General features: G+C 41.0%; 22 protein-coding genes and 1 pseudogene. 16 read left to right on the top strand and 7 right to left on the bottom strand.

Features of this window, described 5'->3' with window-relative positions:
- Window positions 1-160: 160 nt before the first annotated feature.
- From trxB to infA, 5 genes are all read left to right on the top strand, one after another.
- Window positions 161-1,123 carry a thioredoxin-disulfide reductase gene (gene trxB, locus EAE89_RS02300; protein WP_054480123.1) on the top strand — a complete coding sequence of 321 codons (963 nt, stop codon included), beginning with the start codon at window positions 161-163 and terminating at the stop codon, window positions 1,121-1,123.
- Between the two features lie 128 nt (window positions 1,124-1,251).
- Window positions 1,252-3,021, top strand: a complete 1,770-nt coding sequence (cydD, locus tag EAE89_RS02295; protein WP_054480124.1) for a heme ABC transporter permease/ATP-binding protein CydD — start codon at window positions 1,252-1,254, stop codon at window positions 3,019-3,021.
- A 2-nt stretch (window positions 3,022-3,023) separates the two neighbouring features.
- Complete coding sequence (gene cydC / locus EAE89_RS02290) at window positions 3,024-4,775, top strand: heme ABC transporter ATP-binding protein/permease CydC (RefSeq protein WP_054480125.1); 1,752 nt, start codon at window positions 3,024-3,026, stop codon at window positions 4,773-4,775.
- Between the two features lie 6 nt (window positions 4,776-4,781).
- Window positions 4,782-5,471 (top strand): leucyl/phenylalanyl-tRNA--protein transferase, encoded by a 690-nt coding sequence (gene aat, locus EAE89_RS02285; protein WP_214085304.1) that lies wholly within the window; start codon window positions 4,782-4,784, stop codon window positions 5,469-5,471.
- Window positions 5,472-5,627: 156 nt separating this feature from the next.
- The gene (gene infA / locus EAE89_RS02280) at window positions 5,628-5,846 is read left to right on the top strand and encodes a translation initiation factor IF-1 (RefSeq protein ID WP_002211347.1); all 219 of its coding nucleotides are present in this window, start codon (window positions 5,628-5,630) and stop codon (window positions 5,844-5,846) included.
- Between the two features lie 71 nt (window positions 5,847-5,917).
- Here infA and clpA read toward each other — a convergent pair whose 3' ends face one another.
- Together clpA and clpS are read right to left on the bottom strand one after the other, a co-directional pair.
- On the bottom strand, window positions 5,918-8,194 hold the full coding sequence (gene clpA, locus EAE89_RS02275; RefSeq protein WP_149616527.1) for an ATP-dependent Clp protease ATP-binding subunit ClpA: 2,277 nt from the start codon (window positions 8,192-8,194) through the stop codon (window positions 5,918-5,920).
- Between the two features lie 31 nt (window positions 8,195-8,225).
- Entirely contained in the window at window positions 8,226-8,546 is a 321-nt protein-coding gene (clpS, locus tag EAE89_RS02270) for an ATP-dependent Clp protease adapter ClpS (RefSeq protein ID WP_054480128.1), read from the bottom strand.
- A gap of 595 nt (window positions 8,547-9,141) precedes the next feature.
- Here clpS and cspD point away from each other — a divergent pair.
- Window positions 9,142-9,363 (top strand): cold shock-like protein CspD, encoded by a 222-nt coding sequence (cspD, locus tag EAE89_RS02265; RefSeq protein WP_054480129.1) that lies wholly within the window; start codon window positions 9,142-9,144, stop codon window positions 9,361-9,363.
- 78 nt (window positions 9,364-9,441) lie between these two features.
- Here cspD and macB read toward each other — a convergent pair whose 3' ends face one another.
- Both macB and macA read right to left on the bottom strand, forming a co-directional pair.
- Window positions 9,442-11,385, bottom strand: coding sequence for a macrolide ABC transporter ATP-binding protein/permease MacB (gene macB, locus EAE89_RS02260; RefSeq protein WP_214085303.1), 1,944 nt, complete (start codon window positions 11,383-11,385; stop codon window positions 9,442-9,444).
- Window positions 11,385-12,497 (bottom strand): macrolide transporter subunit MacA, encoded by a 1,113-nt coding sequence (gene macA, locus EAE89_RS02255; RefSeq protein ID WP_054480131.1) that lies wholly within the window; start codon window positions 12,495-12,497, stop codon window positions 11,385-11,387. Before macA ends, macB begins: the two co-directional genes overlap by 1 nt.
- A 440-nt stretch (window positions 12,498-12,937) precedes the next feature.
- Between macA and EAE89_RS02250 the strand changes: the two genes are divergently transcribed.
- From EAE89_RS02250 to artM, 5 genes are all read left to right on the top strand, one after another.
- Entirely contained in the window at window positions 12,938-13,837 is a 900-nt protein-coding gene (locus EAE89_RS02250) for a LysO family transporter (RefSeq protein ID WP_214085302.1), read from the top strand.
- Window positions 13,838-14,140: 303 nt separating this feature from the next.
- Window positions 14,141-14,869, top strand: a complete 729-nt coding sequence (artP, locus tag EAE89_RS02245) for an arginine ABC transporter ATP-binding protein ArtP (RefSeq protein WP_054480134.1) — start codon at window positions 14,141-14,143, stop codon at window positions 14,867-14,869.
- A 19-nt stretch (window positions 14,870-14,888) separates the two neighbouring features.
- On the top strand, window positions 14,889-15,623 hold the full coding sequence (gene artJ / locus EAE89_RS02240) for an arginine ABC transporter substrate-binding protein (protein WP_054480135.1): 735 nt from the start codon (window positions 14,889-14,891) through the stop codon (window positions 15,621-15,623).
- A gap of 13 nt (window positions 15,624-15,636) precedes the next feature.
- Complete coding sequence (gene artQ / locus EAE89_RS02235) at window positions 15,637-16,353, top strand: arginine ABC transporter permease ArtQ (protein ID WP_149616525.1); 717 nt, start codon at window positions 15,637-15,639, stop codon at window positions 16,351-16,353.
- The gene (gene artM, locus EAE89_RS02230) at window positions 16,353-17,021 is read left to right on the top strand and encodes an arginine ABC transporter permease ArtM (protein ID WP_054480137.1); all 669 of its coding nucleotides are present in this window, start codon (window positions 16,353-16,355) and stop codon (window positions 17,019-17,021) included. Before artQ ends, artM begins: the two co-directional genes overlap by 1 nt.
- A 59-nt stretch (window positions 17,022-17,080) precedes the next feature.
- On the opposite strand, the gene rlmC is transcribed toward artM, so the two are convergent.
- From rlmC to EAE89_RS23430, 3 genes and pseudogenes are all read right to left on the bottom strand, one after another.
- Window positions 17,081-18,214 (bottom strand): 23S rRNA (uracil(747)-C(5))-methyltransferase RlmC, encoded by a 1,134-nt coding sequence (gene rlmC, locus EAE89_RS02225; protein ID WP_214085301.1) that lies wholly within the window; start codon window positions 18,212-18,214, stop codon window positions 17,081-17,083.
- 24 nt (window positions 18,215-18,238) lie between these two features.
- Window positions 18,239-18,751, bottom strand: coding sequence for a type III secretion system chaperone family protein (locus EAE89_RS02220; protein WP_054480139.1), 513 nt, complete (start codon window positions 18,749-18,751; stop codon window positions 18,239-18,241).
- Between the two features lie 125 nt (window positions 18,752-18,876).
- Window positions 18,877-19,075: pseudogene (locus EAE89_RS23430) on the bottom strand (DUF1418 family protein).
- Window positions 19,076-19,338: 263 nt separating this feature from the next.
- Between EAE89_RS23430 and EAE89_RS02210 the strand changes: the two are divergent.
- The 5 genes from EAE89_RS02210 to EAE89_RS02190 all read left to right on the top strand — a co-directional run bounded on the left by EAE89_RS02210 (window position 19,339) and on the right by EAE89_RS02190 (window position 25,814).
- Window positions 19,339-19,596 (top strand): GrxA family glutaredoxin, encoded by a 258-nt coding sequence (locus EAE89_RS02210; RefSeq protein WP_054480140.1) that lies wholly within the window; start codon window positions 19,339-19,341, stop codon window positions 19,594-19,596.
- A 539-nt stretch (window positions 19,597-20,135) separates the two neighbouring features.
- Window positions 20,136-20,744: an undecaprenyl-diphosphate phosphatase gene (gene ybjG / locus EAE89_RS02205; protein WP_054480141.1), complete on the top strand. Its 609-nt coding sequence runs from the start codon at window positions 20,136-20,138 to the stop codon at window positions 20,742-20,744.
- A gap of 938 nt (window positions 20,745-21,682) precedes the next feature.
- On the top strand, window positions 21,683-22,981 hold the full coding sequence (locus tag EAE89_RS02200; RefSeq protein WP_054480142.1) for an HAAAP family serine/threonine permease: 1,299 nt from the start codon (window positions 21,683-21,685) through the stop codon (window positions 22,979-22,981).
- Between the two features lie 822 nt (window positions 22,982-23,803).
- On the top strand, window positions 23,804-24,121 hold the full coding sequence (locus tag EAE89_RS02195) for a Cro/Cl family transcriptional regulator (RefSeq protein WP_235525489.1): 318 nt from the start codon (window positions 23,804-23,806) through the stop codon (window positions 24,119-24,121).
- 1,354 nt (window positions 24,122-25,475) lie between these two features.
- Window positions 25,476-25,814, top strand: a complete 339-nt coding sequence (locus EAE89_RS02190) for a hypothetical protein (protein WP_054480144.1) — start codon at window positions 25,476-25,478, stop codon at window positions 25,812-25,814.
- Window positions 25,815-26,408 lie beyond the last annotated feature (594 nt).

The following is a 26,408-nucleotide window of genomic DNA, read 5'->3' as shown; positions in this document are numbered from 1 at the left end:
TCAAACCGCATTAAAAGAACACTTTTCTCAGGTTAAAATCATTATTAGCTAATATCTATCGGTAAAATCGTTAGTAACATGAGTATTTTAGCTTTTTTTACCCTCCTATTTCTCCTACAATCGCCCGATATATGATGTGATAAATGGAAATGAGGTATTCATGAGCACCGCCCACCACAAACTCATTATTCTTGGCTCTGGCCCGGCCGGTTATACGGCTGCGGTTTATGCTGCCCGGGCAAACTTAAATCCAGCTCTTATTACCGGAGTAGAAAAAGGCGGTCAGTTGACTACCACCACTGAAGTCGAGAACTGGCCAGGTGATCCTGAAGGTCTGACCGGCCCTGGGTTAATGGAACGTATGCACCAACATGCCGAAAAATTCCAGACCGAAATCATTTTTGACCATATTCAAAAAGTTGATCTGCAAAACCGACCTTTCCGCCTTTATGGTGATGAACAAGAATATACCTGTGACGCATTGATTATCGCAACAGGGGCTTCTGCACGTTATCTTGGTCTGCCTTCTGAAGACGCATTCAAAGGCCGTGGTATTTCAGCCTGTGCAACCTGCGATGGTTTCTTTTATCGTAACCAGAAAGTTGCCGTTGTCGGTGGCGGTAATACCGCTGTAGAAGAAACCTTATACTTGGCTAATATTGCATCAGAAGTTCATCTAATTCATCGCCGGGATACATTCCGCTCAGAAAAGATCCTGATTAGCCGTCTGATGGATAAAGTAAAAAACGGCAATATCGTCTTGCACACTGATCGTACTCTGGATGAAGTTCTTGGTGATGATATGGGTGTTACCGGTGTTCGCCTGCGCGATACCAAAAGCGACACCACAGAAGAATTAGCCGTTACCGGTACATTCATTGCTATCGGACATACTCCCAACACAGCTATCTTTGAAGGCCAATTAGAACTGGATAATGGTTACATTCAAGTGCAATCTGGTTTACAAGGTAACGCTACTCAAACCTCAATTCCCGGTGTATTTGCCGCCGGTGATGTGATGGACCACACCTATCGTCAGGCAATTACATCTGCCGGTACGGGTTGTATGGCTGCCCTTGATGCAGAACGGTTCCTGGATGAGCTGGCAACTAAATCTAAATAAATTCTTTTTCTTTCAAGGCGCTATTTCGGTAGCACCTTTTAACATGTAACATATCGGCAGGCTGCTGACACCAGTCCAGCCTCTTTAGTACATCGTTATCATCACCCGCTAAATCAGAAGTTTTTCCTATGGATAAAACAAGACAGTATGAATTGATTCGCTGGCTAAAGCAGCAAAGTGCTCCAGCCCAGCGCTGGCTCCGCCTGTCCATGCTATTTGGCTTAATCAGTGGATTGTTGATCATCACCCAAGCCTGGTTACTGGCCTCAATCCTGCAAGCTTTAATCATGGATAATATCCCCCGCGAACACATCACAGATAAATTTTTGATGTTGGCAGCGACTTTTGCTCTACGGGCAATGATCAGTGCTATCCGGGAACGAATTGGTTTTATTTGTGGCAAAATCGTGCGCCAGAAAATCCGCGCTATGGTATTAGATAAGCTTGAACAACTTGGCCCGGTATGGGTTAAAGGCAAACCAGCAGGTAGCTGGGCAACAATTATTCTTGAGCAGATTGAAGATATGCAAGATTATTACTCCCGCTATCTGCCTCAGATGTATCTCGCCGTGATGATCCCTATTCTCATCCTGATTACCTTATTTCCGATTAATTGGGCTGCCGGGCTGATTTTGTTCGCGACCGCCCCACTTATTCCCTTGTTTATGGCATTAGTTGGTTTAGGTGCAGCAGATGCTAACCGACGCAATTTCGTCGCTTTAGGACGATTGAGCGGTAATTTCCTTGATCGTCTGCGCGGATTGGAAACACTGCGCCTGTTTTATCGTGGTAAAGCAGAAATACAACAGATCAGCGAATCCACTGATAACTTCCGCCGCAGAACGATGGAAGTTCTGCGGATGGCGTTTCTCTCTTCAGCTGTGCTGGAATTCTTTGCGGCTATTTCCATTGCCGTCGTCGCTGTCTATTTTGGTTTTTCCTATCTTGGTGAACTTAATTTTGGCAGTTACGGTATGGGAATCACTCTATTTGCGGGTTTTTTAGTGTTGATCCTCGCGCCGGAGTTTTTCCAGCCACTACGTGATCTTGGTACTTATTATCACGCTAAAGCACAAGCCATTGGAGCAGCCGAATCATTAGTCACGTTGTTAAGCAGTGATGGTGAGCAAGCCCCCTCCGGTGGCGGTAAAACGCTATCCCCCCAAGATTCAGTGACGATAATCGCTAATAATCTGGAAATTCTGGCTCATAATGGCAGTCTGCTCGCCGGTCCGTTAAATTTTACTATAGCGAAAAATCAACGAGTTGCATTAGTTGGTCAAAGCGGTGCGGGCAAAAGCTCCCTCTTGAATTTATTGTTAGGGTTTTTACCCTATCGTGGCTCAGTCCAAATCAATGGCACCGAACTGCGAGAATTAGAGCCACAAAAATGGCGAGATCAACTAAGTTGGGTTGGGCAAAACCCACATCTACCTGAACAAACTTTGCTTGATAATATTCGGCTTAACCAACCTGATGCTAATCAACAACAAATCGATCAGGTTATGGAACGGGCATATGTCACCGAATTTGTTAATGATTTTCCTAATGGGCTGAATACCATTATCGGTGATAATGCAGCACGGTTGTCCGTTGGTCAGGCTCAGCGTATCGCTGTCGCCCGTGCCTTATTAAAACCTTGCCAGTTATTATTACTGGATGAACCTGCCGCTAGTCTGGATGCTCATAGTGAGCAACGGGTGATGGAAACACTGAATCAAGCATCTCATTATCAGACAACTCTATTAGTGACTCACCAACTGGAAGAAACGCTGGGATATGATCAGATCTGGGTCATGGAAAAGGGATTAATCATTGAACAAGGAGATTACCAGACGCTAAGTCAGTCTGGGGAAGTATTCACCCGTCTGTTATCCCATCGGAATGAGGAGCTTTAATTATGCAGGTATTGCTTCCATTTCTGGCGCTCTATCGCCGCCATTGGTTTCTTATCAGTCTGGGAATGGTATTAGCTACGGTGACTATGCTCGCCAGCATAGGCTTGCTGACGCTCTCTGGTTGGTTCCTTGCAGGCACAGCATTGGCCGGTTTTAGCGGAATCTATACATTCAACTATATGTTACCGGCTGCGGGTGTCCGTGGATCTGCCATTCTGCGTACTGCCGGGCGTTATGCTGAACGGTTGGTCAGCCATGATGCAACGTTCCGTGTACTGGCTCATTTGCGAGTATTTGCATTTCAGAAAATTTTACCCCTTTCTCCGGGAGGCATTGCCCGTTTTCGCCAAGGTGAATTACTAAATCGGTTGGTTGCTGATGTTGAAACACTGGATCATCTCTATTTACGGGTCATTTCACCGATATTTGCCGCCTTTGTTATCATCATCATACTGACTTTCGGCCTTGGTTTTCTGGATCTCACGCTGGCTTATACTCTCGGCGGTATTATGCTGGCTCTGCTGCTCCTGCTACCCTTTGTATTCTATAACGCAGGTAAACCCATTGGCCGCGATTTAACTATTCTGCGTGGTCAGTACCGTACTCAACTCACTGCGGCATTACAGGGGCAAGCCGAATTAATGGTATTCGGTGCACTTGGCCGCTTCCGCAAGTCGATGGAGGATATTGAGTCCCGTTGGTTAAAGCGTCAGCAACAGCAAGCTAATCTAACAGGCTTGTCACAAGCAATCATGATTTTTGCTACCGGGATGACTGTCACGTTGATCCTATGGATGGCAGCTAATGGTGTCGGTGATAACCACCAGCCAGGAGCATTGATTGCGCTGTTTGTTTTCTGCTCTCTTGCGGCTTTTGAAGCCCTAGGTCCTGTCACTGCCGCATTCCAGCATCTGGGGCAAGTTATTACCTCGGCAACCCGCGTTTCCCAATTGATGCAACAACAGCCGGAAATTATTTTCCCCGCATCAGGGCCAAAAAGCTCAGAGCAGGTCAATGTTGACATTGAAAATCTCAGTTTCACTTATCCCGGTCAGGCATTACCGGTCTTGAAAAACATTTCTCTCTCCTTGCAAGCAGGAGAGCATATCGCTCTGTTAGGAAAAACAGGTTGCGGTAAATCGACTTTGTTACAGTTACTAACACGCGCATGGAATAGTGATGCAGGCACTATCTGTCTGAACCAGCATCCTGTTTCTATTTATGACGAACCCACTCTGCGCAGTATGATGTCTGTCGTTTCACAACGTGTTCATGTATTCAGCCATACTTTACGTGAAAATTTATTATTGGCAAAACCCAATGCAACCGATAATGAATTGGAAATTGTGTTGAAACAGGTAGGTTTAAGCAATTTGCTGGCAACAGATGAAGGGCTGAACTGCTGGATGGGCGAAGGCGGTCGTCAGTTATCAGGCGGTGAACAACGCCGTCTGGGAATTGCCAGAGCATTATTGCACTCAGCACCACTGATGTTATTAGATGAACCCACTGAAGGGCTTGATGCAGACACTGAGCAGCAAATTCTGTCCCTGCTGCACCAACACTGTCAGCATAAGACATTGATTATTGTTACTCATCGTCTGTACGGGCTTCACCATATGAACCGTATTTACGTTATGGACGGAGGTACAATTGTTGAACAAGGACAGCATGATGAGTTATTGGCTCAACAAGGCCACTATTATCAGTTTTATCAGCAACAATATCGTATTGGTCCTGAATCGGAGCTGTAATACACAATGCCAATAATTCAACTGGATGATTCATATGGCTTTCCTCTGCCAGAAGAGGCATTAACGGAACCTAATGGCCTGCTGGCAGTAGGAGGAGATTTATCTGCTGGACGATTGAATGCAGCTTACAATGAAGGAATTTTCCCCTGGTTTTTACCAAATGAAGTGCCGCTTTGGTGGTCTCCTGATCCGCGAGCGGTAATCATTAAGGGTGAATTACATACTGGTCGGACATTACGTCGGTTTCTGCGAAATCACCCATACCGTATTACGGTAAATCATGCTTTTGAACAAGTGATCGACTCCTGCGCACAACGGCAGGAAGGAACCTGGATAGGCAGGGATGTTAAGCAAGGTTATCAGGTATTACATCAGACAGGACAGGCGCATTCAGTAGAAGTCTGGCATGATGAACGGCTTGTTGGTGGCCTGTACGGTGTCAGCGTTGGTACACTATTTTGCGGTGAGTCTATGTTCAGCAAAATGGAGAATGCATCCAAATGCGCGCTTATTGCTTTTTATCACCACTTCCTGCGACACTATGGTGACCTAATTGATTGCCAGGTTCTGAACCATCACACCGCGTCATTAGGAGCGAAAGAAATCTCCAGGGAAAAATTCATTCAGTATCTTTATCAATTTAGAAATCGACCATTAAAACCAGGCTGCTGGTTGCAACAAGTACTGGAATTATAATCAACATTTTACCCATTAATGTTGATTTTGATGGACCTGTCACTTTGCGCTGTTTGCAAAATAGTGGTTCAAAATACAACATTCCTTTACATAATGAGGGTTTTTCGGCATTATCTTGCCCGTTAAAAACGATGGTTGTTAAACTTAGAGGATTAGATGGCCAAAGAAGACAATATTGAAATGCAAGGTACCGTGCTAGACACACTACCAAACACTATGTTCCGCGTTGAATTAGAAAACGGGCACGTAGTTACTGCTCACATCTCAGGTAAAATGCGTAAAAACTACATTCGCATCCTGACAGGCGACAAGGTTACAGTTGAGCTGACCCCATATGACCTGAGCAAAGGCCGTATCGTCTTCCGTAGCCGCTGATTCATTACCGTTTTTAGGTATTACACCACAGGCAATAGCAGTTTTATATTCGCCTGTGGTGCGATCCTATATCAGTGCACTACATCTTCTGGTTTCTGCTTATAAGCATTACTGAAATCATAAGTCAGCACTTGTTTTGCCTTATCCAGACCAATACTAACTGAACCGCCGTGAACTAATGAGCCAAACAACAATTCATTTGCCAGCGGTTTCTTCAAACTATCCTGAATAACCCGAGCCATTGGACGAGCACCCATCGTTTTATCATATCCTTTATCACACAACCATTGACGGGCATCTGCACTGACCTCCAGTGAAACGCCTTTTTCATCCAATTGTGCTTGCAGTGCAACAATAAATTTATCTACTACCTGCTGAATAACCTCAATAGAAAGCGCATTAAACCAGATGATGCCATCAAGGCGGTTACGGAATTCTGGTGTAAATACCTTCTTGATCTCTTCCATTGCATCAGAACTGTTATCCTGCTGCTTAAATCCAATGGATGTGCGCTGAGTTTCACGTACACCCGCGTTCGTTGTCATGACCAAAATAACATTGCGGAAATCCGCTTTACGGCCATTGTTATCGGTCAGGGTACCGTTATCCATGACCTGTAATAACAGATTAAATACATCGGGATGCGCTTTTTCGATCTCATCAAGCAACAATACTGAATGAGGGTGTTTAATCACAGCATCTGTCAGTAATCCTCCCTGATCAAAACCAACATATCCCGGCGGTGCACCAATCAGACGGCTTACGGTATGGCGCTCCATATATTCCGACATATCAAAGCGCAATAATTTAATATTCAGCACCCTGGCAAGTTGGACGGTGACCTCTGTCTTACCAACACCTGTCGGGCCTGCAAGCAGAAAAGAACCCACTGGTTTATTATCCTGCCCTAATCCTGCACGACTCATTTTAATGGCTTCAGTCAATGCCGCAATTGCGGTGTCCTGACCAAACACCAACATTTTCAACCGATCATCCAGCGTCTTCAGAACATCCTTATCACTGGCAGAAACGGTTTTCTCAGGAATACGAGCAATACGCGCGACAACAGATTCAATATCCGATACATTGATTGTTTTCTTACGACGGCTGACTGGCACCAAACGAGTACGCGCTCCTGCCTCATCAATAACATCTATGGCTTTATCCGGTAAATGACGGTCAGTAATGTATTTCACTGACAAATCAACCGCAGCACGAATAGCTTTCGTGGTATAACGCACATCATGGTGCGCCTCATATTTGGTCCGCAACCCTTTAATAATCTGTACTGTCTCTTCTGGTGATGGCTCCACAATATCAATCTTCTGAAAACGACGAGCCAGCGCCCGATCTTTTTCAAAAATATTACTGAACTCATGATAGGTCGTGGACCCAATCACCCTGATTCGACCACTGGATAATAGTGGCTTAATCAGATTGGCCGCATCTACTTGCCCCCCTGACGCCGCACCCGCACCAATAATGGTATGGATTTCATCTATGAATAGAATACTTTTTCTATCCTGCTCAAGGGTTTTTAACAGAGATTTGAAGCGCTTCTCAAAATCACCACGATATTTAGTCCCTGCCAGCAATGAACCTATATCCAGTGAATAAATCGTACAATCCGCCATCACTTCCGGCACATCTTTTTGCACAATCCGCCATGCTAACCCTTCAGCAATAGCTGTCTTACCAACCCCCGATTCACCTACCAACAATGGGTTATTTTTCCGGCGACGGCACAATACTTGAATCGTTCTCTCTAACTCGCCCTGGCGACCAATCAATGGATCAATCTGCCCTTTCTGAGCGAGTTGATTAAGATTAGCGGTAAAATTCTCCAGACGATCTTCACCTACCGGCGGTTCTTCCGCAGCCTGCGCACCTGTTCCTAGATGATCCGATTCAGTGTCTTCTTTCTGAGCCCCATGAGAAATGAAATTAACCACATCCAGGCGGCTGACATCATGTTTACGCAGCAAATAAGCCGCCTGAGACTCCTGCTCGCTGAAAATAGCCACCAGTACATTAGCCCCTGACACTTCGGAACGCCCAGAAGACTGAACATGAAATACCGCACGTTGAAGAACACGCTGAAAACTCAATGTCGGCTGAGTCTCCCGTTCATCATTTTCAGGCAATAATGGTGTGGTTTGTGAAATGAAATTCTCCAGTTCCTGGCGCAATTGAACCAGATCGACCTTGCAAGCTTCCAATGCTTCACGCGCTGATGAATTGCTTAACAACGCCAGCAACAGGTGCTCCACGGTCATAAACTCATGTCTGTTATCCCGCGCTTTAGCAAAAGCAATATTAAGACTAAGTTCAAGCTCTTGGTTGAGCATAAGCACCTCCCCCTAAAATCAGTATGACTGGTCAGATTTTTTCCAGCGTACAAAGTAATGGATGCTGATGCTCCCTGGCATACATATTTACTTGAGCCGCTTTCGTTTCTGCCACCTCAGCAGTATAAACCCCACAAACAGCCTTTCCCTGATAATGGACATCCAACATTAATTGCGTTGCCCGTTCAATATCATAAGAAAAGAACTTTCGTAATACGTCAACTACAAACTCCATCGGAGTGTAATCATCATTGTTAAGAATGACCTGATACATTGACGGCGGCTGCAATTTTTGCTGTCGTTCATCCTTAACTGATTCCTTATTTTTCAAACTATTATGATAATCGTTCATTATTTTCCCAACAGGATTAATCTCTAATACCAGCCACTACCAGCAAATAAATTATGTTCCCATTTATCTTATCATTATCTGGTTAACTCCTTTTACCACAGACTATTCCCCTATGAAAACTCGGTATAAAAGTGAATGAACGAAACTCATATCGTTATCTATATCAAACTTTAGTCATTCAAAACAACCAGACATTTGTTCTGTGCTTGACGGGAATTTGATTTTTATTACAGTATGTTTTGTGAACAAACACAGATAATGTAACTGTTTATACCCAATAGATTTCAAGATGCAGTGCGAGACGGCAAGGGAGCGAATCCCCGGGTGCATAGCGAACTCTGTGACTGGGGTGAGTGAGTGCAGCCAACAAAGAGGCAACTTGAAAGATAACAGGTATATACCCAATAGATTTCAAGATGTATCGCGACGGCAAGGGAGCGAATCCCCAGGAGCATAGATAACTATGTGACTGGGGTGAGTGAGTGCAGCCAACAAAGAGGCAACTTGAAAGATAACAGGTATACATGTGATTGTTTACGACTGTTATATTAATGACTCATCTCAACCGAAATTATTAAACGAGGGATGTCGAAGTATGGAGACAGGTACTGTTAAGTGGTTCAATAATGCTAAGGGCTTTGGGTTTATTTGTCCTGCAAGCGGCGGAGAAGATATATTCGCTCATTACTCAACCATTCAGATGGACGGTTACAGGACGCTGAAAGCAGGCCAGAAGGTGAATTTCAGCGTTCACCAAGGCCCAAAGGGAAATCATGCCAGCATGATTGTTCCTCTTGAAAACGAACCCAAAGGCTAAATAACTTAGCCTATGAGTTATAACCAGGTATTACCTTACACGCCGCAGGCAATTGTCTGCGGCATAGCATTTTTTCACTTATTCTCTTGCCAGAGCTTCTATTGGATCAAGGCGAGCAGCATTACGGGCGGGCAGAAACCCAAATATCACCCCAATCGCGGTAGAACAAGCAAAAGCACTCAGTAAAGCAATGGGCTGGAAGACAAAATGCCAACCAGGTAGCGCTAATTGAGCAATAAATGCAATCGTATAGGAAAGTGCAATTCCTAAAACACCACCAACTAGACAAACCAAAATAGCTTCTATCAGAAATTGCTGCATGACATCACTGGTTCTGGCCCCTACTGCCATACGAATACCGATCTCTCTCGTGCGTTCTGTCACCGAAACCAACATAATATTCATAACACCAATACCGCCAACGATCAGTGAAATGACTGCCACCATTGTCAAGAAGAGTTGTAAGGTACGGGTGGTTTTTTCCACTGTTTTTATCAGCATATCCGTGTTATAGGTGAAAATATCCTTTTTTCCATGGCGTAGAGTCAGCAATTGAACAATCTTCTGTTCCGCATCTTTGGAATTATGGCCATCCTTTATTCTCACGGTAATAGAATCCAGGTAATTGCGGTTCATCAAGCGACTGGTCATTGTGCTGTAAGGCAACCAGACATGTAATGAACTATCACTGCCAAATGCAGATTTTCTTTCAGCTATCACCCCTACAATGGTAGCGGGCATATTCCCCATCAGGATGACTTCCCCAATCACATTTTTTTGGTGAGGAAATAACTTACACTGGGTATTTTTATCAATAACCACAACTTGTCCCTGACGGCGTACCATATCCGATGTGAAACTCATTCCCTGAGCAAAACGCAGAGCATAAACCTGAAAATATTCATCACCAATACCCGATACTCTCGCCGCAACATCAATGTTTCCTTTACGCAGACGCATTCCCCCCTCAATCACAGGTGAAACCGCCAGAATATAGGGCTGCACTTTAATAGCATCGACATCCGCTATTTTCAGCGCTTGCTTACTGACCGGATCGTCACTACCAAAATCTTCTCCCGGATAAACACTAATGGTATTTGTTGCAATCTCTTTAATATTAGATAACACCAATGCCTTGGCCGCATCTCCGATGACCAAAATAGTCACTACCGATGCGATACCAATAATAATCCCCAACATGGTCAACAAAGTTCGCATCTTGTTGGCAACCATTGCCCGCCACGCCATCAATAAAGCCTCGTTAAACCGCCCAAAGATTTGGCGGATTGATGATATTTTTGATGTCACTGACGGGACCTCAGTTACTTTTTTACGCAGTTGCGGACCAGAGTCGCTCATAATGAGACCATCTTTTATCTCAATAACCCTCTGTGCCTGAGCCGCAATTTTCGGATCATGAGTGACAATAATGACGGTATGCCCTTGTTCACACAGTTGTTTGAGAATTACCATCACCTCTTCACCGGAATGGCTATCCAACGCCCCTGTTGGCTCATCAGCTAAAATAACCTGACCACCATTCATCAGCGCTCTGGCAATACTGACTCTCTGTTGCTGTCCCCCAGAGAGCTGCCCTGGCCGATAGTTGATTCTCTCTTCTAGCCCCAGACGACTAAGCAATTCTATCGCTCTCTGCCTGCGCTCTGTTTTAACCGCTCCTGCATAAACAGCAGGAATCTCTACATTCTGTTCAGCGGTTAAATGGGTCAGCAAATGATAGCGCTGAAAAATGAATCCAAAATGCTCCCGTCTCAATGCAGCCAGTTCATCATTATTCAGTTCAGCAATATTCTGCCCCGCAACCCGGTATTCACCATGACTGGGTTTATCAAGACAGCCAAGGATATTCATCAGTGTCGATTTACCCGATCCTGAAGCGCCAATGATCGCGACCATCTCACCGGCATAAATAGATAAAGTGACATTATCCAGTACTTTTACCTGTTCCTCGCCAGCCGGGTAACTGCGCTCTATGTTTTTTAGCTCAAGTAACGCATTCATTACTCATCCCCTGCTTCACCACGGCTGGTAATCACCTGCTCATTTTCTTTCAGACCGGATAAAATCTGTACATCTACATCATTGCGTACACCAATGTTCACTTCCTTCTTCTCTTCTTTACCCCCATTCAAAACATCCACTTCATAACGGGTTGATGTAATTTGCCTACCCAAAGCAGAAAGCGGGATCATTAAAATGCCATGATAGGAATCCAGCTGAATTTTCACTTGAGCAGTCATTTGCAAACGCAAAAGTTGTTCAGGATTAGCCACTTCAAAGCGGGCATAAAAGAAAATTGCATCATTAATCTTTTCTGGCGTCGGCAAAACATCTTTCAACACTCCTGGAAAATTTTTATCTGGTGCACCTAATACAGTAAATGAAGCTTTCTGACCCGGTTTCAGGTAAATCACATCAGCCTCTGATACTTCCGCTTTTACCAACATCGTTCCTAGATCAGCCAATGTCAGAATAGTAGGCGCTTCCTGTGCCGCAATTACCGTTTGCCCTTGAAGTGTTTTGATATTGACAACAATGCCATCCATCGGGGCAGTAATACGAGTGTATTGCAAATTAGTTTGGGCAGTATCTAGGCTGGCCTGATTTTTACTTATTTGCGCCAGCAATGTTTCTACCTTCGCTCTTTTTACTTCAACATCCGTTTTAGCCTGGTCCAATTCCTGATGAGATACCGCCTGCACTTTTGCCAGATTATTCTGACGTTGCAATGTCAGCTGTGCCAGTTTCAATTGTGCTCTAGCTTCCATCAAATTGGCATTCAGCTCTTTGATCGTCGCTTCAACTTCTTTTACTTGGTTTTGGGCAGGTTTAGGATCGATCAACGCCAGTAACTGGCCTTTTGTCACCTTATCTCCCTCTTCAACATACAAGTTCTGCAACTGTCCGCTAACTTGTGCTCCAACATCCACTTTTCTGACCGCATCCAGTTTACCTGTTGCTAATACATTCTTTTGCAAATCGCCTTTAATGACGGATACAGTCTGATATTTAACCGTTTCTGGCCTATGCAGAAAATACGCCAAAACTAACGCGATAACTGCCACAATAACTAACAACACCATCCATCGACGTTTCGAACGAATAAAATTCATTTAAATATCACCATCTTAAACATTAGATCAGAAGGAATGACAAAAACTATGTTTCTTGTAATGCCACGAAAAACAGAAATTTCCACTCATCCCAAATATACCTGTTATCTTTCAAGTTGCCTCTTTGTTAGCAGCACTCACTCACCCCAGTCACAGAGTTATCTATGCTCCCGGGGATTCGCTCCCTTGCCGTCGCGATGCATCTTGAAATCTATTGGGTATAGATGCAATTCCGTTTGAGTTTTATACCCACTAAAAGTTATTAATAACACACCAACATTAAGAATAAAAAATTCTTTAAGCAGCAACCTGCTTCTCCCTACCTTGACTATTCTCTTAGTGTAAAAAAATTGTTATATTTATTTTTGTGGTCTTTCAGGTTAATTTCCGCACTAAACTTGGATAAAAAAGACGTTAACTGTTTTATAAGGATGTTAATTATGTATTCTGGGCTGTTGATCATTCTTTTACCGTTAACGCTTGGTTATTTTTTCCGTTCGAATAATCAAACACTGCTAAATGCTGTTCATCGCCTCCTCAATGCGATGGTATACGTTATTTTGTTTTTAATGGGGGTAAGCCTTGCTTTGCTAGAAGATTTAGGCCGTAACCTCTTCTCTATTTTTCAGTATGCAACTATATTCTTCTTGTGTATTTTTGCCACCAATATGCTGGCATTATTCCTTCTTGAAAAACGTGATCCATGGATTGCCGGTCCGCACAAACAGGAAAAGCCCCCTGCCCGCTTACATATGGTTTTTGAATCACTGAAATTATGTGGCGTTCTGATTTTAGGTTTCCTACTTGGACTAACCGGCTGGTCGTGGCTGCATTTCGCCAGTCGTGCCAGTGAAATTGCTCTGGTTATTTTGCTGTTACTGGTAGGTATTCAATTACGTAACAGCGGTATGAACCTGAAACAAATATTGCTGAACCGCCGAGGTATGATTATTGCGATTATTGTCGCGATCAGTGCGCTTGTTGGTGGTGCAATTGCAGCATTTATCCTTGGACTGCCAGTGAAAACAGGTTTAGCACTTGCTTCCGGTTATGGCTGGTATTCCCTCTCTGGTATCTTGCTTTCTGATGCTTATGGGCCAGTAATCGGCAGTGCCGCATTCTTTAACGACCTGGCACGTGAACTGGCAGCGATTATGCTAATTCCAGCCTTGGTCAATCGATATCGCTCAAGCGCAATAGGGTTAAGTGGTGCAACTTCTATGGATTTCACCCTACCAGTGTTACAACGGTGTGGTGGTGTCAGTATCGTTCCAGCAGCTATTGTTCACGGTTTTGTATTGAGCTTACTGGCTCCTTTACTGATAGCATTCTTTACTTAACCAGAATTTCAGCCACAATAATATTTGATGTCATAAATTATGATTCTAGGACTTGATCGCCATCAGTAGTAAGCGATAACTATTCACCTTAATTGCTTATCAATGGACGTCTTACTCAATCTTTTTAGCATGAAAACAGCATAAATAAGCTCTTGTTAAAGAACAGTGTCAACAGCGAATAGAACAAGTTAATCAGATATGTAATTGAAATATCAATTGGTGATATTATATGTATAAAATATTGCATAATTATGCCAACAGGTTTAGCATCATACTAAATCACTGACTATTCAGAAATAAAGCATGAGTATTCAATTAAAAAACATTGATTGCTATTACGGTGCGCATCAAGCACTGTTTGACATTAATCTTGAGTGTTCCTCAGGGGAAACCGTGGTTTTGCTGGGACCGAGTGGTGCTGGTAAAAGCACTTTATTGCGGGTATTAAACTTGCTGGAAATACCGTGTTCCGGTCAGTTGAATATCGCTAATCATCAATTCGATTTTGAACAGACACCCGGCCCCAAAGAGATTCGCTCTCTACGTCAGAATGTAGGTATGGTTTTTCAACAATATAACTTGTGGCCCCACCTGACTGTTATGAATAATCTAATCGAAGCGCCTTGCCGTGTGCTCGGTTTATCCAAACAACAGGCGCTGGCAAAAGCAGATAAGATACTTTCCCGTTTGCGCTTAAATGATTTTGCTGGCCGCTTTCCGCAACATTTATCTGGAGGGCAACAACAACGGGTCGCTATTGCCCGAGCATTGATGATGGAACCACAGGTTTTGTTATTTGATGAACCCACTGCCGCACTAGATCCGGAAATTACAGCACAGGTTGTGAACATTATTCATGAATTGTCCGAAACAGGTATCACACAGATTATCGTTACTCATGAAGTGGAAATTGCCCGTAAAGCCGCAAACCGTGTCGTATATATGGAAAACGGCCACATTATAGAACAAGGTGATACCCGTCATTTTACTCAACCACAAACCAAAGCCTTTGCTAATTATCTGTCACACTAACTATTAATAGGATATAGCGATGAAAAAATTACTGTTTGCAGCCCTCTTCGGTGCAGTGACTTTATCTGCAACCGCCACGGAAAAAGAGACCATTCGTTTTGCTACGGAAGCGACTTATCCGCCGTTTGAGTTCATTGATGCAAACAACAAAATACAAGGCTTTGACATAGATCTGGCAAATGCCCTCTGTACGAAAATTAATGCTACATGCACTTTCACTAACCAATCATTTGATAGTCTAATTCCAAGCCTGAAATTTCGTCGTTTTGATGCTTTAGCGGCAGGTATAGACATCACACCTGAGCGTCAGAAACAGGTTGATTTTACTGATACTTATTATGACAACTCAGCGATATTTATCACAATTAAAGGCAAAATCTCCGGTATCGAGGAATTGAAAGGCAAACAAGTGGGCATCCAGAACGGAACAACTCACCAGAAATACTTGATAGAACAACGGAAAGAAATTAAAACCGTTCCTTATGATAGCTATCAGAATGCAATTCTGGATCTGAAAAACGGTCGTCTGGATGCTATCTTCGGTGACACTGCCGTTATAAATGAGTGGCTGAAAAAGAATGAAAACTTAAGTACAGTGGGTAATAAAGTCACTGATCAAAACTACTTTGGCATCGGCTTAGGCTTTGCAGTTCGTAAAGGTAACAAAGCGCTACAGGAGAAGCTGAACAAAGCATTAACTGATATCAAACAAGATGGCACTTATGACATCATCTATAAAAAATGGTTTGAATAATAACTGAATCTCAATGAATGAATTTCAATCTTTAGTCAACGCCGCCGGCATCACCGTCGGCCTTGCCATTTCTGCATTAGTGCTTGGTCTGATTCTGGCAATGATCTTTGCGGCTTGGGAATCAGCTCGCTGGAAACCCTTCGCCATGCTTGGCACCTGCTGGGTTACGCTGTGCAGAGGATTACCGGAAATTTTGGTTGTGCTGTTTGTCTACTCCGGCGCATCACAATTCCTGATGATGTTGGCTGATGGCTTTGATGTTTATCTTATTTTCTGGCATCCCAGAATTCAGATAGATATTCAAGATTTTTATGTCAGCCCATTCCTCTGTGGTGTTATTGCACTTTCCCTGCTCTATTCAGCTTATGCATCCCAGACACTGAGAGGGGCGATAAAAGCCATTCCTATCGGCCAATGGGAAGCCGGTCTTGCATTGGGTCTTGGTCGCGCAGAAATATTTTTCCGCCTGATAATGCCCCAAATGTGGCGACATGCTCTACCCGGGCTTAGCAATCAGTGGTTAGTTTTGCTGAAAGATACTGCGTTGGTATCGCTTATCAGCGTCAATGATCTGATGTTGCAAACCAAAAGTATTGCAACACGTACTCAAGAACCCTTTACCTGGTATATGATTGTGGCGCTTATCTATCTGGCTATCACCCTGATCAGTCAATTGATTCTGAAGAAAATTGAGATGCATACCACTCGCTTTGATCGGAGTGCTTCCTGATGCTTGAATATATTCAACAAATTTTGCCAGGGCTGCAAATCAGCCTGAGTTTAACTATTGCCGCTCTTTTTGTCGCTTTCACGCTATCCGCGCTGTTCACTATGGTTCTGACCATGAAATTGCCGGTACTGACACAACTGGTAAAAATCTACGTTACTCTATTTACCGGCACTCCTTTGCTGGTGCAATTCTTTTTGGTTTATTACGGGCCTGGGCAATTTCCATCCATAAAAGAGTATCCGTTATTTTGGCAGCTACTGTCTGAACCCTGGTTCTGTGCAATGGTGACGCTAGCGCTTAACAGTGCAGCCTATTCTACTCAGCTATTTTACGGTGCAGTAAAAGCAATCCCTGCCGGTCAGTGGCACTCCTGCCAAGCGTTGGGAATGTCTAAAGCACAATCTATGCAGATCTTGCTGCCATATGCCTTCAAACGAGCGTTGTCTTCCTATTCCAACGAAGTCATATTAATTTTCAAAAGTACTTCTCTTGCCAGCACAATTACTCTGTTGGAAGTAATGGGATACAGCCAGCTTTTGTTTGGCCGTAATTATGATGCAATGGCTTTTGTTGCCGCTGGTGTGATTTACTTGTGTGTTAACGGTATCTTGACCTTACTGATGAGGATGATTGAGCGCCGTGCACTGGCTTTTGAGCATCGCAATTAAATGTTTGGCTATCACGGGATGGCGTATTACAACCCCATCCCTTTCTTCACAATACAAAATCAGCAACGATTTAATACCAATAACGTTAAAACTTCATAGTGCTCAGTATGAGGGAACATATCAAACAACTGTATCTTTTCCACACGATAATTAGCTAACGCAGCGATATCTTTCGCCATCGTCTGAGCATTGCAGCTTGAATAAAGAATATAGCCAGGTGCCATTTTGCTGAGATAATCACATAGCTCTTTACCAATTCCCCGACGAGGTGGATTTACCAGAACCAGTTGCGGAATCTGATCTTTTGCTACCGCAAAATGGGTTGAATCCAAAGCCTGAAACTCGATATTTTCCAAACCTAGTGTTTTGGCCGAATCACGAGCACAATCAATCGCTTCAGGACTGATTTCTATTCCCGTTAAACGGGTGTTTTTATCTGCACAATGAAGCCCAAAGCCACCAACGCCACAGAACAGATCCCACATGCTGTTAATTTTCAGCTCACGGACCCAACGCCCTGCTGTCGCATATAATTCAGAAGCAATTTTGGGGTTAGTCTGGAAAAAACTATGTGGACGAATGTAAAGAGGAATACCATTAAATTCTTCTTTTAGTGATTTTTCCTCAGTAAAAAGGATCTCCTTTTCACCTTCCAAAATCGCCATATGGATTGGCTGAATATTGGCAGAGATAACCGTAAGCTGTGGCAACTGCGTTCTCAATTGGGGCAAAGCACGTTCCAATTGAACAATTTTTGTTTCAGAACGCAGTACAAAACGCAGCATCATTTCACCACTATTACGGCTTTCTGTCAGCAACAGATATTTCAGTTCACCCCGTTTACGGGCAACGTTATACGGCGTCAACCCGGCACAGGCAATGAAAGATTTAACGACATCGAATACGCGCTGAAAATACGGTGGATAAAGGGGGCAGTTGCACAGATCAACTGCGATACCATCACGATGTAACATTCCCAGCAATGGCCGCTCTACGCTGCCACTGACGACCATTTTAGCTTTATTGCGAAAGGTACTTTGTTCACTGGCAATCGGAGACAACCATTGACCAACGGTGGTTTGGGCCAATAATTGTTTTAAATTCTGCTGATTATCTTCTAACTGCTGAGAATAGGTTTTCTCAAGCCACTGACAGGAGTGACAATGCCCCGAAGAATACTGTGCACATTGCATTATTGAATGACCGCGTTTGAAATATTAGTGCAAAGTAAAAGTTGGTTCTTTAGCCGAAACCTGTGACTCTTCGTCCTCTTCAATGTCACCTTCGACTTCAATATCACGACTAACATACAACAGATTATTACTGTGAATTTCAAAAACCACACCCGCAATTTGCTCTTCACTTTGTTGTAAGAAATGAGAAAACTGGGAAAAGGTGAGTCCGGCTGAAACCAAGAAAGACTGGCATACTACCAATTTCGGTAGGTTTTCATCCTGAATATCAAGAAAAGCCTTAATAGTCAGCGAACTCGCGTTAATCTGGCTTAGATTAGCCATCAGAGGAATAATTGCTGTTGGCTTAACCTCAGCCAAAGCAGAGAACAAGATGACGTTATCGAGCAAATCAATTTTAGCATCGAATAAACCATCAATATTCTGCATATGAGGTAGATGCAATGCCTGGCACGAATCACACTCAAAGTAGGAAATTTTGAGCTGATCCAACCACTCACGTAACACTGGTAAGTCAGGAATGACAAGTGAACCCATCTAACAACCCCATACAACGGAAAATGAAAAAGCGCTATAGCTTACGAAATAATTCTTTATCGCGCTATCACCAATAACTGATAAATTATTTTTCTTTACCGTTATCGATACCTTTCGACTTATTTTTACCCTCTTTTTTTAAGATCGACTCCCAGAAAAAAGAGGCCATACACTGCGCACCAGATGATATTGACCGCAGCAGGAATCAGACAACCAATACCTGCAAAAATCATAACAATATGCGCTTCTGGAGTCATTAGTAGATCTGTTAAGGACAATATCATTAATAGTCAAATATGCCAGGAGCAACCCGCCAATGCCCATGATTTCCAGCAGGATAACCTGTTTTGACATATCTGCCAACGAACTCATACTACCCTGTCGCTCACTCTTCATTGCATCCTCACTGACAATTTTAGTGCGGTATTATACTACCGTAAATCTATTGCTAAAATCGGTATGATTAATTAAAACAAAAGGCAATTCCTGCTTTTTTTTACAGATCTATGCAGGCATAGTAGCTATCAATGAACATGAGCAACACACCAATTTAAGATTATTTTTATATAACCACTAGAGGAGTTTATATGTTTACTGTGATTTTTGGCCGTCCTGGTTGCCCGTATTGTGTCCGCGCGCAAGAGCTAGCTGAAAGACTGAAAGAACAACGTGATGATTTTGATTTCAATTATGTTGACATTCACGCAGAAGGTATCACTAAAGCTGATCTAGAAAAAACTGTTGGTAAACCGGTCGAAACTGTTCCACAAATTTTCGTTGATGAGAAACACATTGGTGGCTGCACAGATTTCGAAGCATACGTAAAAGAGCACCATTTGTTATAACAATCGACCTTCACACTTTACTTTTTCGCTGTAAAAGTAACCATTGATTAACGACAGCTTACTCCGTTGATTTGTGCAAAAAATGTTATTTTCATCAAACCGAAAAAAATCTGTATTTTTTTCTTATCACGAAGAACTTTCTTGCCAAATCGTAGTCTGAGTTAATGCCACTGCTTTTCTTTGATATCCCCATATTGAGGAACCCGATAGTTGATCCATTTTGGTTTAAGGCTATCGGGTTTTTTTATTGCCTGAAGAATCTGACTTTCGCAAACGCATAACCCATTTCTCAGATGATCTAAACTCTTAAGTATCGGTAATATTATGCAGTCTAATTATAGATATATTATATATATCAATATATTGGCCGATTTTTTTACTATCACCACCCAACTTTTTTCTGGTGTAAATATAAACAAAAAATAAATAACACCAAATAATTATGACAATTATTCTTTACTCATACTTCTTCCAACTTTAACCTTCTACGCCCAATTGTCGTTATGTACACAAGTGACTGACTGTATGTGAGGCCCGATTTGTTAGAGCAAACAAACCATAATCTATTTACTTTTTTCAATGCCACGCCTGAATCATCACCTTTGATGATTGCAATGGCGATTTTCATTGCGAAATATCTGGTTCTAATTTTTCCTCTGATATTGGCAGGTTTTTGGTTTTGGGGTTCAGAACGTGCCCTTCCCCATCACCGGGTTATCGTCAGTAAAACCACCATTGCTTTTTGTTTTGCTATGCTAACCTCATTCTGCATTGGTTTACTTTGCCCTCACGACCGCCCTTTCGCAGAAGGCTTTGGTTATAACTTTCTTCTTCACGCGCCAACAACCTCATTCCCAAGTAATCACGGCACAGCTGTCTTCACGTTCGCTCTATCTTTTCTACTCTGGTATAGGGTTTGGCCCGGCTTGTGTATGATGGCAATCGCGTTGGTTGTCGCATGGTCCAGAGTCTATTTAGGTGTCCACTGGCCGATGGATATGGTTGGAGCATTTCTCGTCAGTCTGATGGCATGCGCTTTCACACAAATGATATGGTTCTTATTTGGTGAAAATTTACAAAAAATACTGAATAATCTGTATCAACGCTGCTGCGCTTTTCCTATCCGTAAAGGCTGGATAAAAAATTAATGCATACTACCAACTTGAGTTCACTGACATGCTAATATTGTACTTTTAATCAGCAATATAGATGCAAACTCATTATTCCAGACAAGTAAACGCGACTTCAATCAAGATCTTTTTATCAGAAGTCATTGGTTAATTTCACCCCCAAAAATGAACATTAGTTAAACAACAGAATAATATTTTGGACCATATTTAACATTTATCTATTCTTTAAATTCAATTCAAAACTTTTCATCAATCAAGAAACCTACACTAAACCACTATGTAAATAGATATACAACGGCAGGAATTATTAATATTTGATCGAAGAATACATAGCTCATATTTCACTCATATCATTGACGCTACCAATCTGTTATTCTGGCTTTATATATATTTTTCACAAAGATACAAATACAACATAAGATGTAAATATTTTTAAATCCAGTAACAAATTGATATTTGTCAACTTATTTATTCTTACTTCTCTTTTTCATTTCCATTCATTAATATGTAAACAAAAGACAATGAAATAGCAAAAACATAAGATAATAATGAGAGTTGAGTAATGATTCGATTCAGGTTATAATTTGACCTTATTAAAATTGCAATATTTAGACAACAATTACACTAAATTTCGTAACATGATGACTTTACGGGATTTATTTGGCATTTGAGACTATGATCACTGTACTATTCACTAAAAATCGCTATCTTGCCGCTATCAAAAGTCTGAAATTAAAATTTTCTGATTTTCTTTCAAAAAAGAAAGTAAAGCGAAATTTTTGGCTTGCTAATTTAAAGTCTAATTTTCGACCATATGTTAATGTGGTAATAAAAACCAGAGATATTTAAAGAATTTGTTATTTATAAAGAAAGAGTTAAACCACATGCATTTACTGAATGCTTGCGGTACTGTAATTTTATTTTTTTAATTTACCGCGTTATTCTCGGAGATAATTATGGATATGACTCAAACAGGTACGATCGCATCCAAGGGCGCCAACCCAAGCGATTATAAAACCTGGCGTAAATCAGATACAGTATGGATGCTTGGTTTATATGGTACTGCGATTGGTGCCGGTGTACTGTTCTTACCAATCAACGCAGGTATTGGTGGCTTGCTACCTCTGCTGGTGATGGCACTACTGGCTTTCCCAATGACATTCTTTGCTCACCGCGGGATGTGCCGTTTCGTTCTGTCTGGTAAAAATCCTGGTGAAGATATTACTGAAGTCGTGGAAGAGCATTTTGGCAGCCTGGCAGGTAAACTCATCACCTTGCTCTACTTCTTTGCTATCTACCCGATATTACTGGTTTACAGTGTTGCCATTACCAACACCGTAGATAGCTTCATTGTTCACCAATTACATTTGCCATCTCCGCCTCGTGCCCTATTGGCTCTGATCCTAATTGTTGGTGTAATGGCCATCGTTCGTTTCGGCGAACAAGCTATCGTTAAAGCAATGAGCGTACTGGTATTCCCATTTGTTGCAGTTCTGATGTTACTGGCGTTTTATCTGATCCCTAACTGGAACACCTCAATCTTCGAAAACATCACTATTTCTGCAACAGGTGCAGGCCATGGGCTATTGATTACTCTGTGGCTGGCGATCCCAGTAATGGTATTCTCCTTTAACCACTCACCAATCATCTCTGCATTTGCTGTAGCAAAACGTGAAGAGTACGGCGAAAATGCGGAGAAAAAATGTTCCCGCATTCTATCGTATGCTCACATCATGATGGTTGTGACCGTCATGTTCTTCGTATTCAGTTGCGTACTGAGTCTGTCTCCAGAAAACCTGGCAGAAGCTAAAGCACAAAACATCTCTATTCTGTCTTATTTGGCTAATCACTTTAATACACCAGTGGTTGCCTACATTGCTCCGTTCATTGCATTCATAGCGATTACCAAATCTTTCCTTGGGCATTATCTGGGTGCTCGTGAAGGCTTTAACGGTATGGTGGTTAAGACACTACGTGACCAAGGTAAAACCATTGAACCGAATAAACTGAATCGCATCACATCCATTTTCATGTTAGTCACTACTTGGATAGTTGCTACTCTGAACCCAAGTATCTTGGAAATGATCGAAAGATTGGGCGGTCCAATTATCGCAATGCTGCTGTTCATCATGCCAATGTATGCGATCCGCAAAGTTCCTGCTATGCGCAAATATAGCGGCAAACTAAGCAATACTTTTGTTGCCTTCATGGGCTTAGTGGCTATCTCTGCTGTTCTGTATTCACTATTTGCATAATCAATTCCTGGTTGCTGCTCTCTTCAGCGGGCAGCAACCGCATACTTACACGGAACTGCTTCACAACTTCCAACAGTGTACCCCCGCATGATCCCACAAAGTATTTACACTTCCTGATTAATATTATTCTTAGATATATATTCCTGATGTGTTAAATGAACATTTCTATTATTAACAGCATTAATTAATATGCATATTTCTCCGACATAGTTGATGCTTATATTGAAATAACCACTAACAATTCTATTTATATTCTAATAAGTTATTTAAAGAATATAAGAATATAAGAATAATTATCATAGAAAAGTATTTCTTGTAAGAAAAGACACATAACAACTCTTTCATATTGATATTTATAGAAATTTCAAGAAAATAAAAAACAATATTATTTTCCATGATTAAAAATGCAATTATATTTTAATTATCACACTAATCATCCCAATATAAATATATTATCAACAATATCTTAATTCCATCCAATTATACAAAATGTAAGAAATTACAACTATTTCATATTTACCATTTATTTTCTTCCTTTGGCAATATAATTATATTTATCAATCAATTAAATTATTTTCTTAAATTTAATTGACAACCTCCAAATGGCACCTATAGTTATATGTGTCAGACAAAATGTTATATGCCAATTAAAAACGTTAACTGTCCTATATTTTTAGTGCAAAAATATTTCTTATGTAGATTGCTTTTTTATAGTAGAAGTACCAACCAACTTATATTTCTCAATCTAGCGGTTTTCCGTTCTTTTCTTGAGAGAATATAAGTTTATTTATCAAAAAATTACAATATATTATGGAGTTTATTATGATGATTAACGATATGCACCCTTCTTTAGTAAAAGATAAAGATATGATGAATGATATGATCTTACGTAGCTGTAAAGTCATTAGCATGAAAGTTATGCCTGATAATGTCATGCAAGTCATGGTGACCATATTACTACTTGATGGCGGCTCTGAAGAGATGCTTTTAAAATGGAATCTTATGGACAATAGAGGCATGGCTATTTATAAGGTTCTGATGGAAGCTCTTTGTGCTAAGAAAGATATAAAAATAGGAACCGTAGGAAAAATAGGACCTCTCGATCGTGATTATATCAATCACGTAGAATTATCTATGTAAAATAATCATCCGTTGTTAAATGTCTGTGCTAACTAATAGATTCCTAATAAAAACTTAATCTGATTTTAAGCGATTTGATTGGTCGTAAAATACAGTACAGTTGTAAACAGGAATTAGGCGCAACATTTTTCTGGTAGAATAACGCTGATTTTCATAAAGATGTATCCTACCAGATTTAGGGCAGAACATAATCTCAACGTTCTGCCCGTCAATATTCTACTCAATGTTATTTAAAAATAGGAACCTATAAAATAACAAAAATAAATTTATAAATTAATTCACCTAACTATATAAATAGCTTTCTAAAATAGTGCTACACCTTACACACGCTACATAAAATATAACTCTATACCCGTCATCTTTCAAGTTGCTTCTTTGTTGGCTGCACTCACTCACCCCGGTCACATAGTTATCTATGCTCCCGGGGATTCGCTCCCTTGCCGCCGCGATGCATCTTGAAATCTATTGGGTATATGTATAACAATTGGTTGAAGAAAGCCACGTGTAGCAGAATTATGAAACCTTATTTATTTCGTCAATATCAACCCTAATATATCACCTGCGAATTAATTTTTACCAAAAAGTAATTATTTATTCAGAATTGTCTATGAAATAACACATACTATCAATTCAACTTCTAAAAACAAGATGGAATAATATTCCTCTTTTATACATCGTTAATATTTCATAATGAAAGAATAACTTTAGTAACTTATTAACAAATCAAGTTATTTTATTTGATATTATTAACCATGCAAGGTAAATAGCTTTCCAAAATAGTGCTACACCTTACACACGCTACATAACATATAACTCTATGTATAACAATTGGTTGAAGAAAGCTACGTGTAGCAGAATTATGAAACCTTATTTACCACAACTATTAATCCCCAAATTTATAATTATATAATTACCTAAATTCATAATATTTGAAAAAAATATCCTCTAAGAAATAGAAATGAAGAAAAAAAAAGAAAATAATTTCTCACGTACCACGAGTGCACTCCAACTCCTATACGATATTCAAATCTCCAATTTATTAACAATAATACCTTGAAATAATAACACCCATGGAGGTAAATCATTAACCCCCCATTCAGATAATCAGCAAAAAATATCAATATTATTTTTAATAATCGCTATGCATTTTATTATCATACATCTAACTATTTAGAGGAAAAATATCACCGTCAACATTTTAACAGCATCAATAATTATATAACACAGATAAACTTTTAATATAGATTACAATTACCAATTATCTTATATTTCTTCGGCGGGTAACTTATTGCTTCGCATCTTTAAGTAATAAAAATTTATTTTTTCAACTACATTAAATTATAGGATTAATACAATGAACCATGCACATCCTTCTTCAAACAGTGAAGTGGCAACAGAAAATAAAACTGAGACTACTCAGGCTCCTAATTACTATTTCGCAGTCGGTACAGTAAGTTCAATTCAAGCTGCACCTGATCAAAATCAATTGCAGATTACTGTTACTATGCAACTCCCTAACGGCAGATTTAACTACCTCTTATGGTGGAATGCTCAGGACTACAGAGGCGCAGCGCTGTATCATCTTCTTCTGAACGCTTGTGGTAATAACAAACGTGTAAATATCACTTCTTCATCAGTTGTTTCTCCTGGTGGATACAATTATATCTACAACGCAACACTGTTAGCTTCTTAAGATAAATCTATAAACTGCTAAATATCTACACCGAATACAGTATTGCCACAATGTAAATTTGGCGTAGTATTTCCTTGGCAGAATGAGGCTGACGTTTTTTCAAAGCTAAAAAACAACCTCTATCAGACATCACTCTTTCCAGGCAGAGCTGCAATATCAGGGTTCTGCCTGTTTCAACAGAATTTTTTCGAATTCAATATCATAAATAAAAAAACAAAAATCAATCCAAACATATTCATTTATTACACATTTAATAACTTAACAACAATATACCCGTCATCTTTCAAGTTGCTTCTTTGTTGGCTGCACTCACTCACCCCGGTCACAGAGTTATCTATGCTCCCGGGGATTCGCTCCCTTGCCGCCGCGATGCATCTTGAAATCCATAGGGTATATATTGTAATAATTAAATCAATTCCATTTGCAACTATAGAATTCTAATTTATCAAAAATAAATTCCTAATTAAACATTACCTATAAAATATTAAATTAAACTCATTTCTTTGACAGATATCAATAACGTTTACTACTATTTTTAATGTTCAAAAAAATATCTACTTTCTCCCACTCATCACTCTTTATACCCTTCATCCT

It is taken from the genome of Photorhabdus heterorhabditis (assembly GCF_018448905.1).
Classification (GTDB): domain Bacteria; phylum Pseudomonadota; class Gammaproteobacteria; order Enterobacterales; family Enterobacteriaceae; genus Photorhabdus; species Photorhabdus heterorhabditis.
The sequence above is the reverse complement of the archived record's forward strand: the minus strand, read 5'-3'. Positions and strand labels throughout refer to the sequence as shown.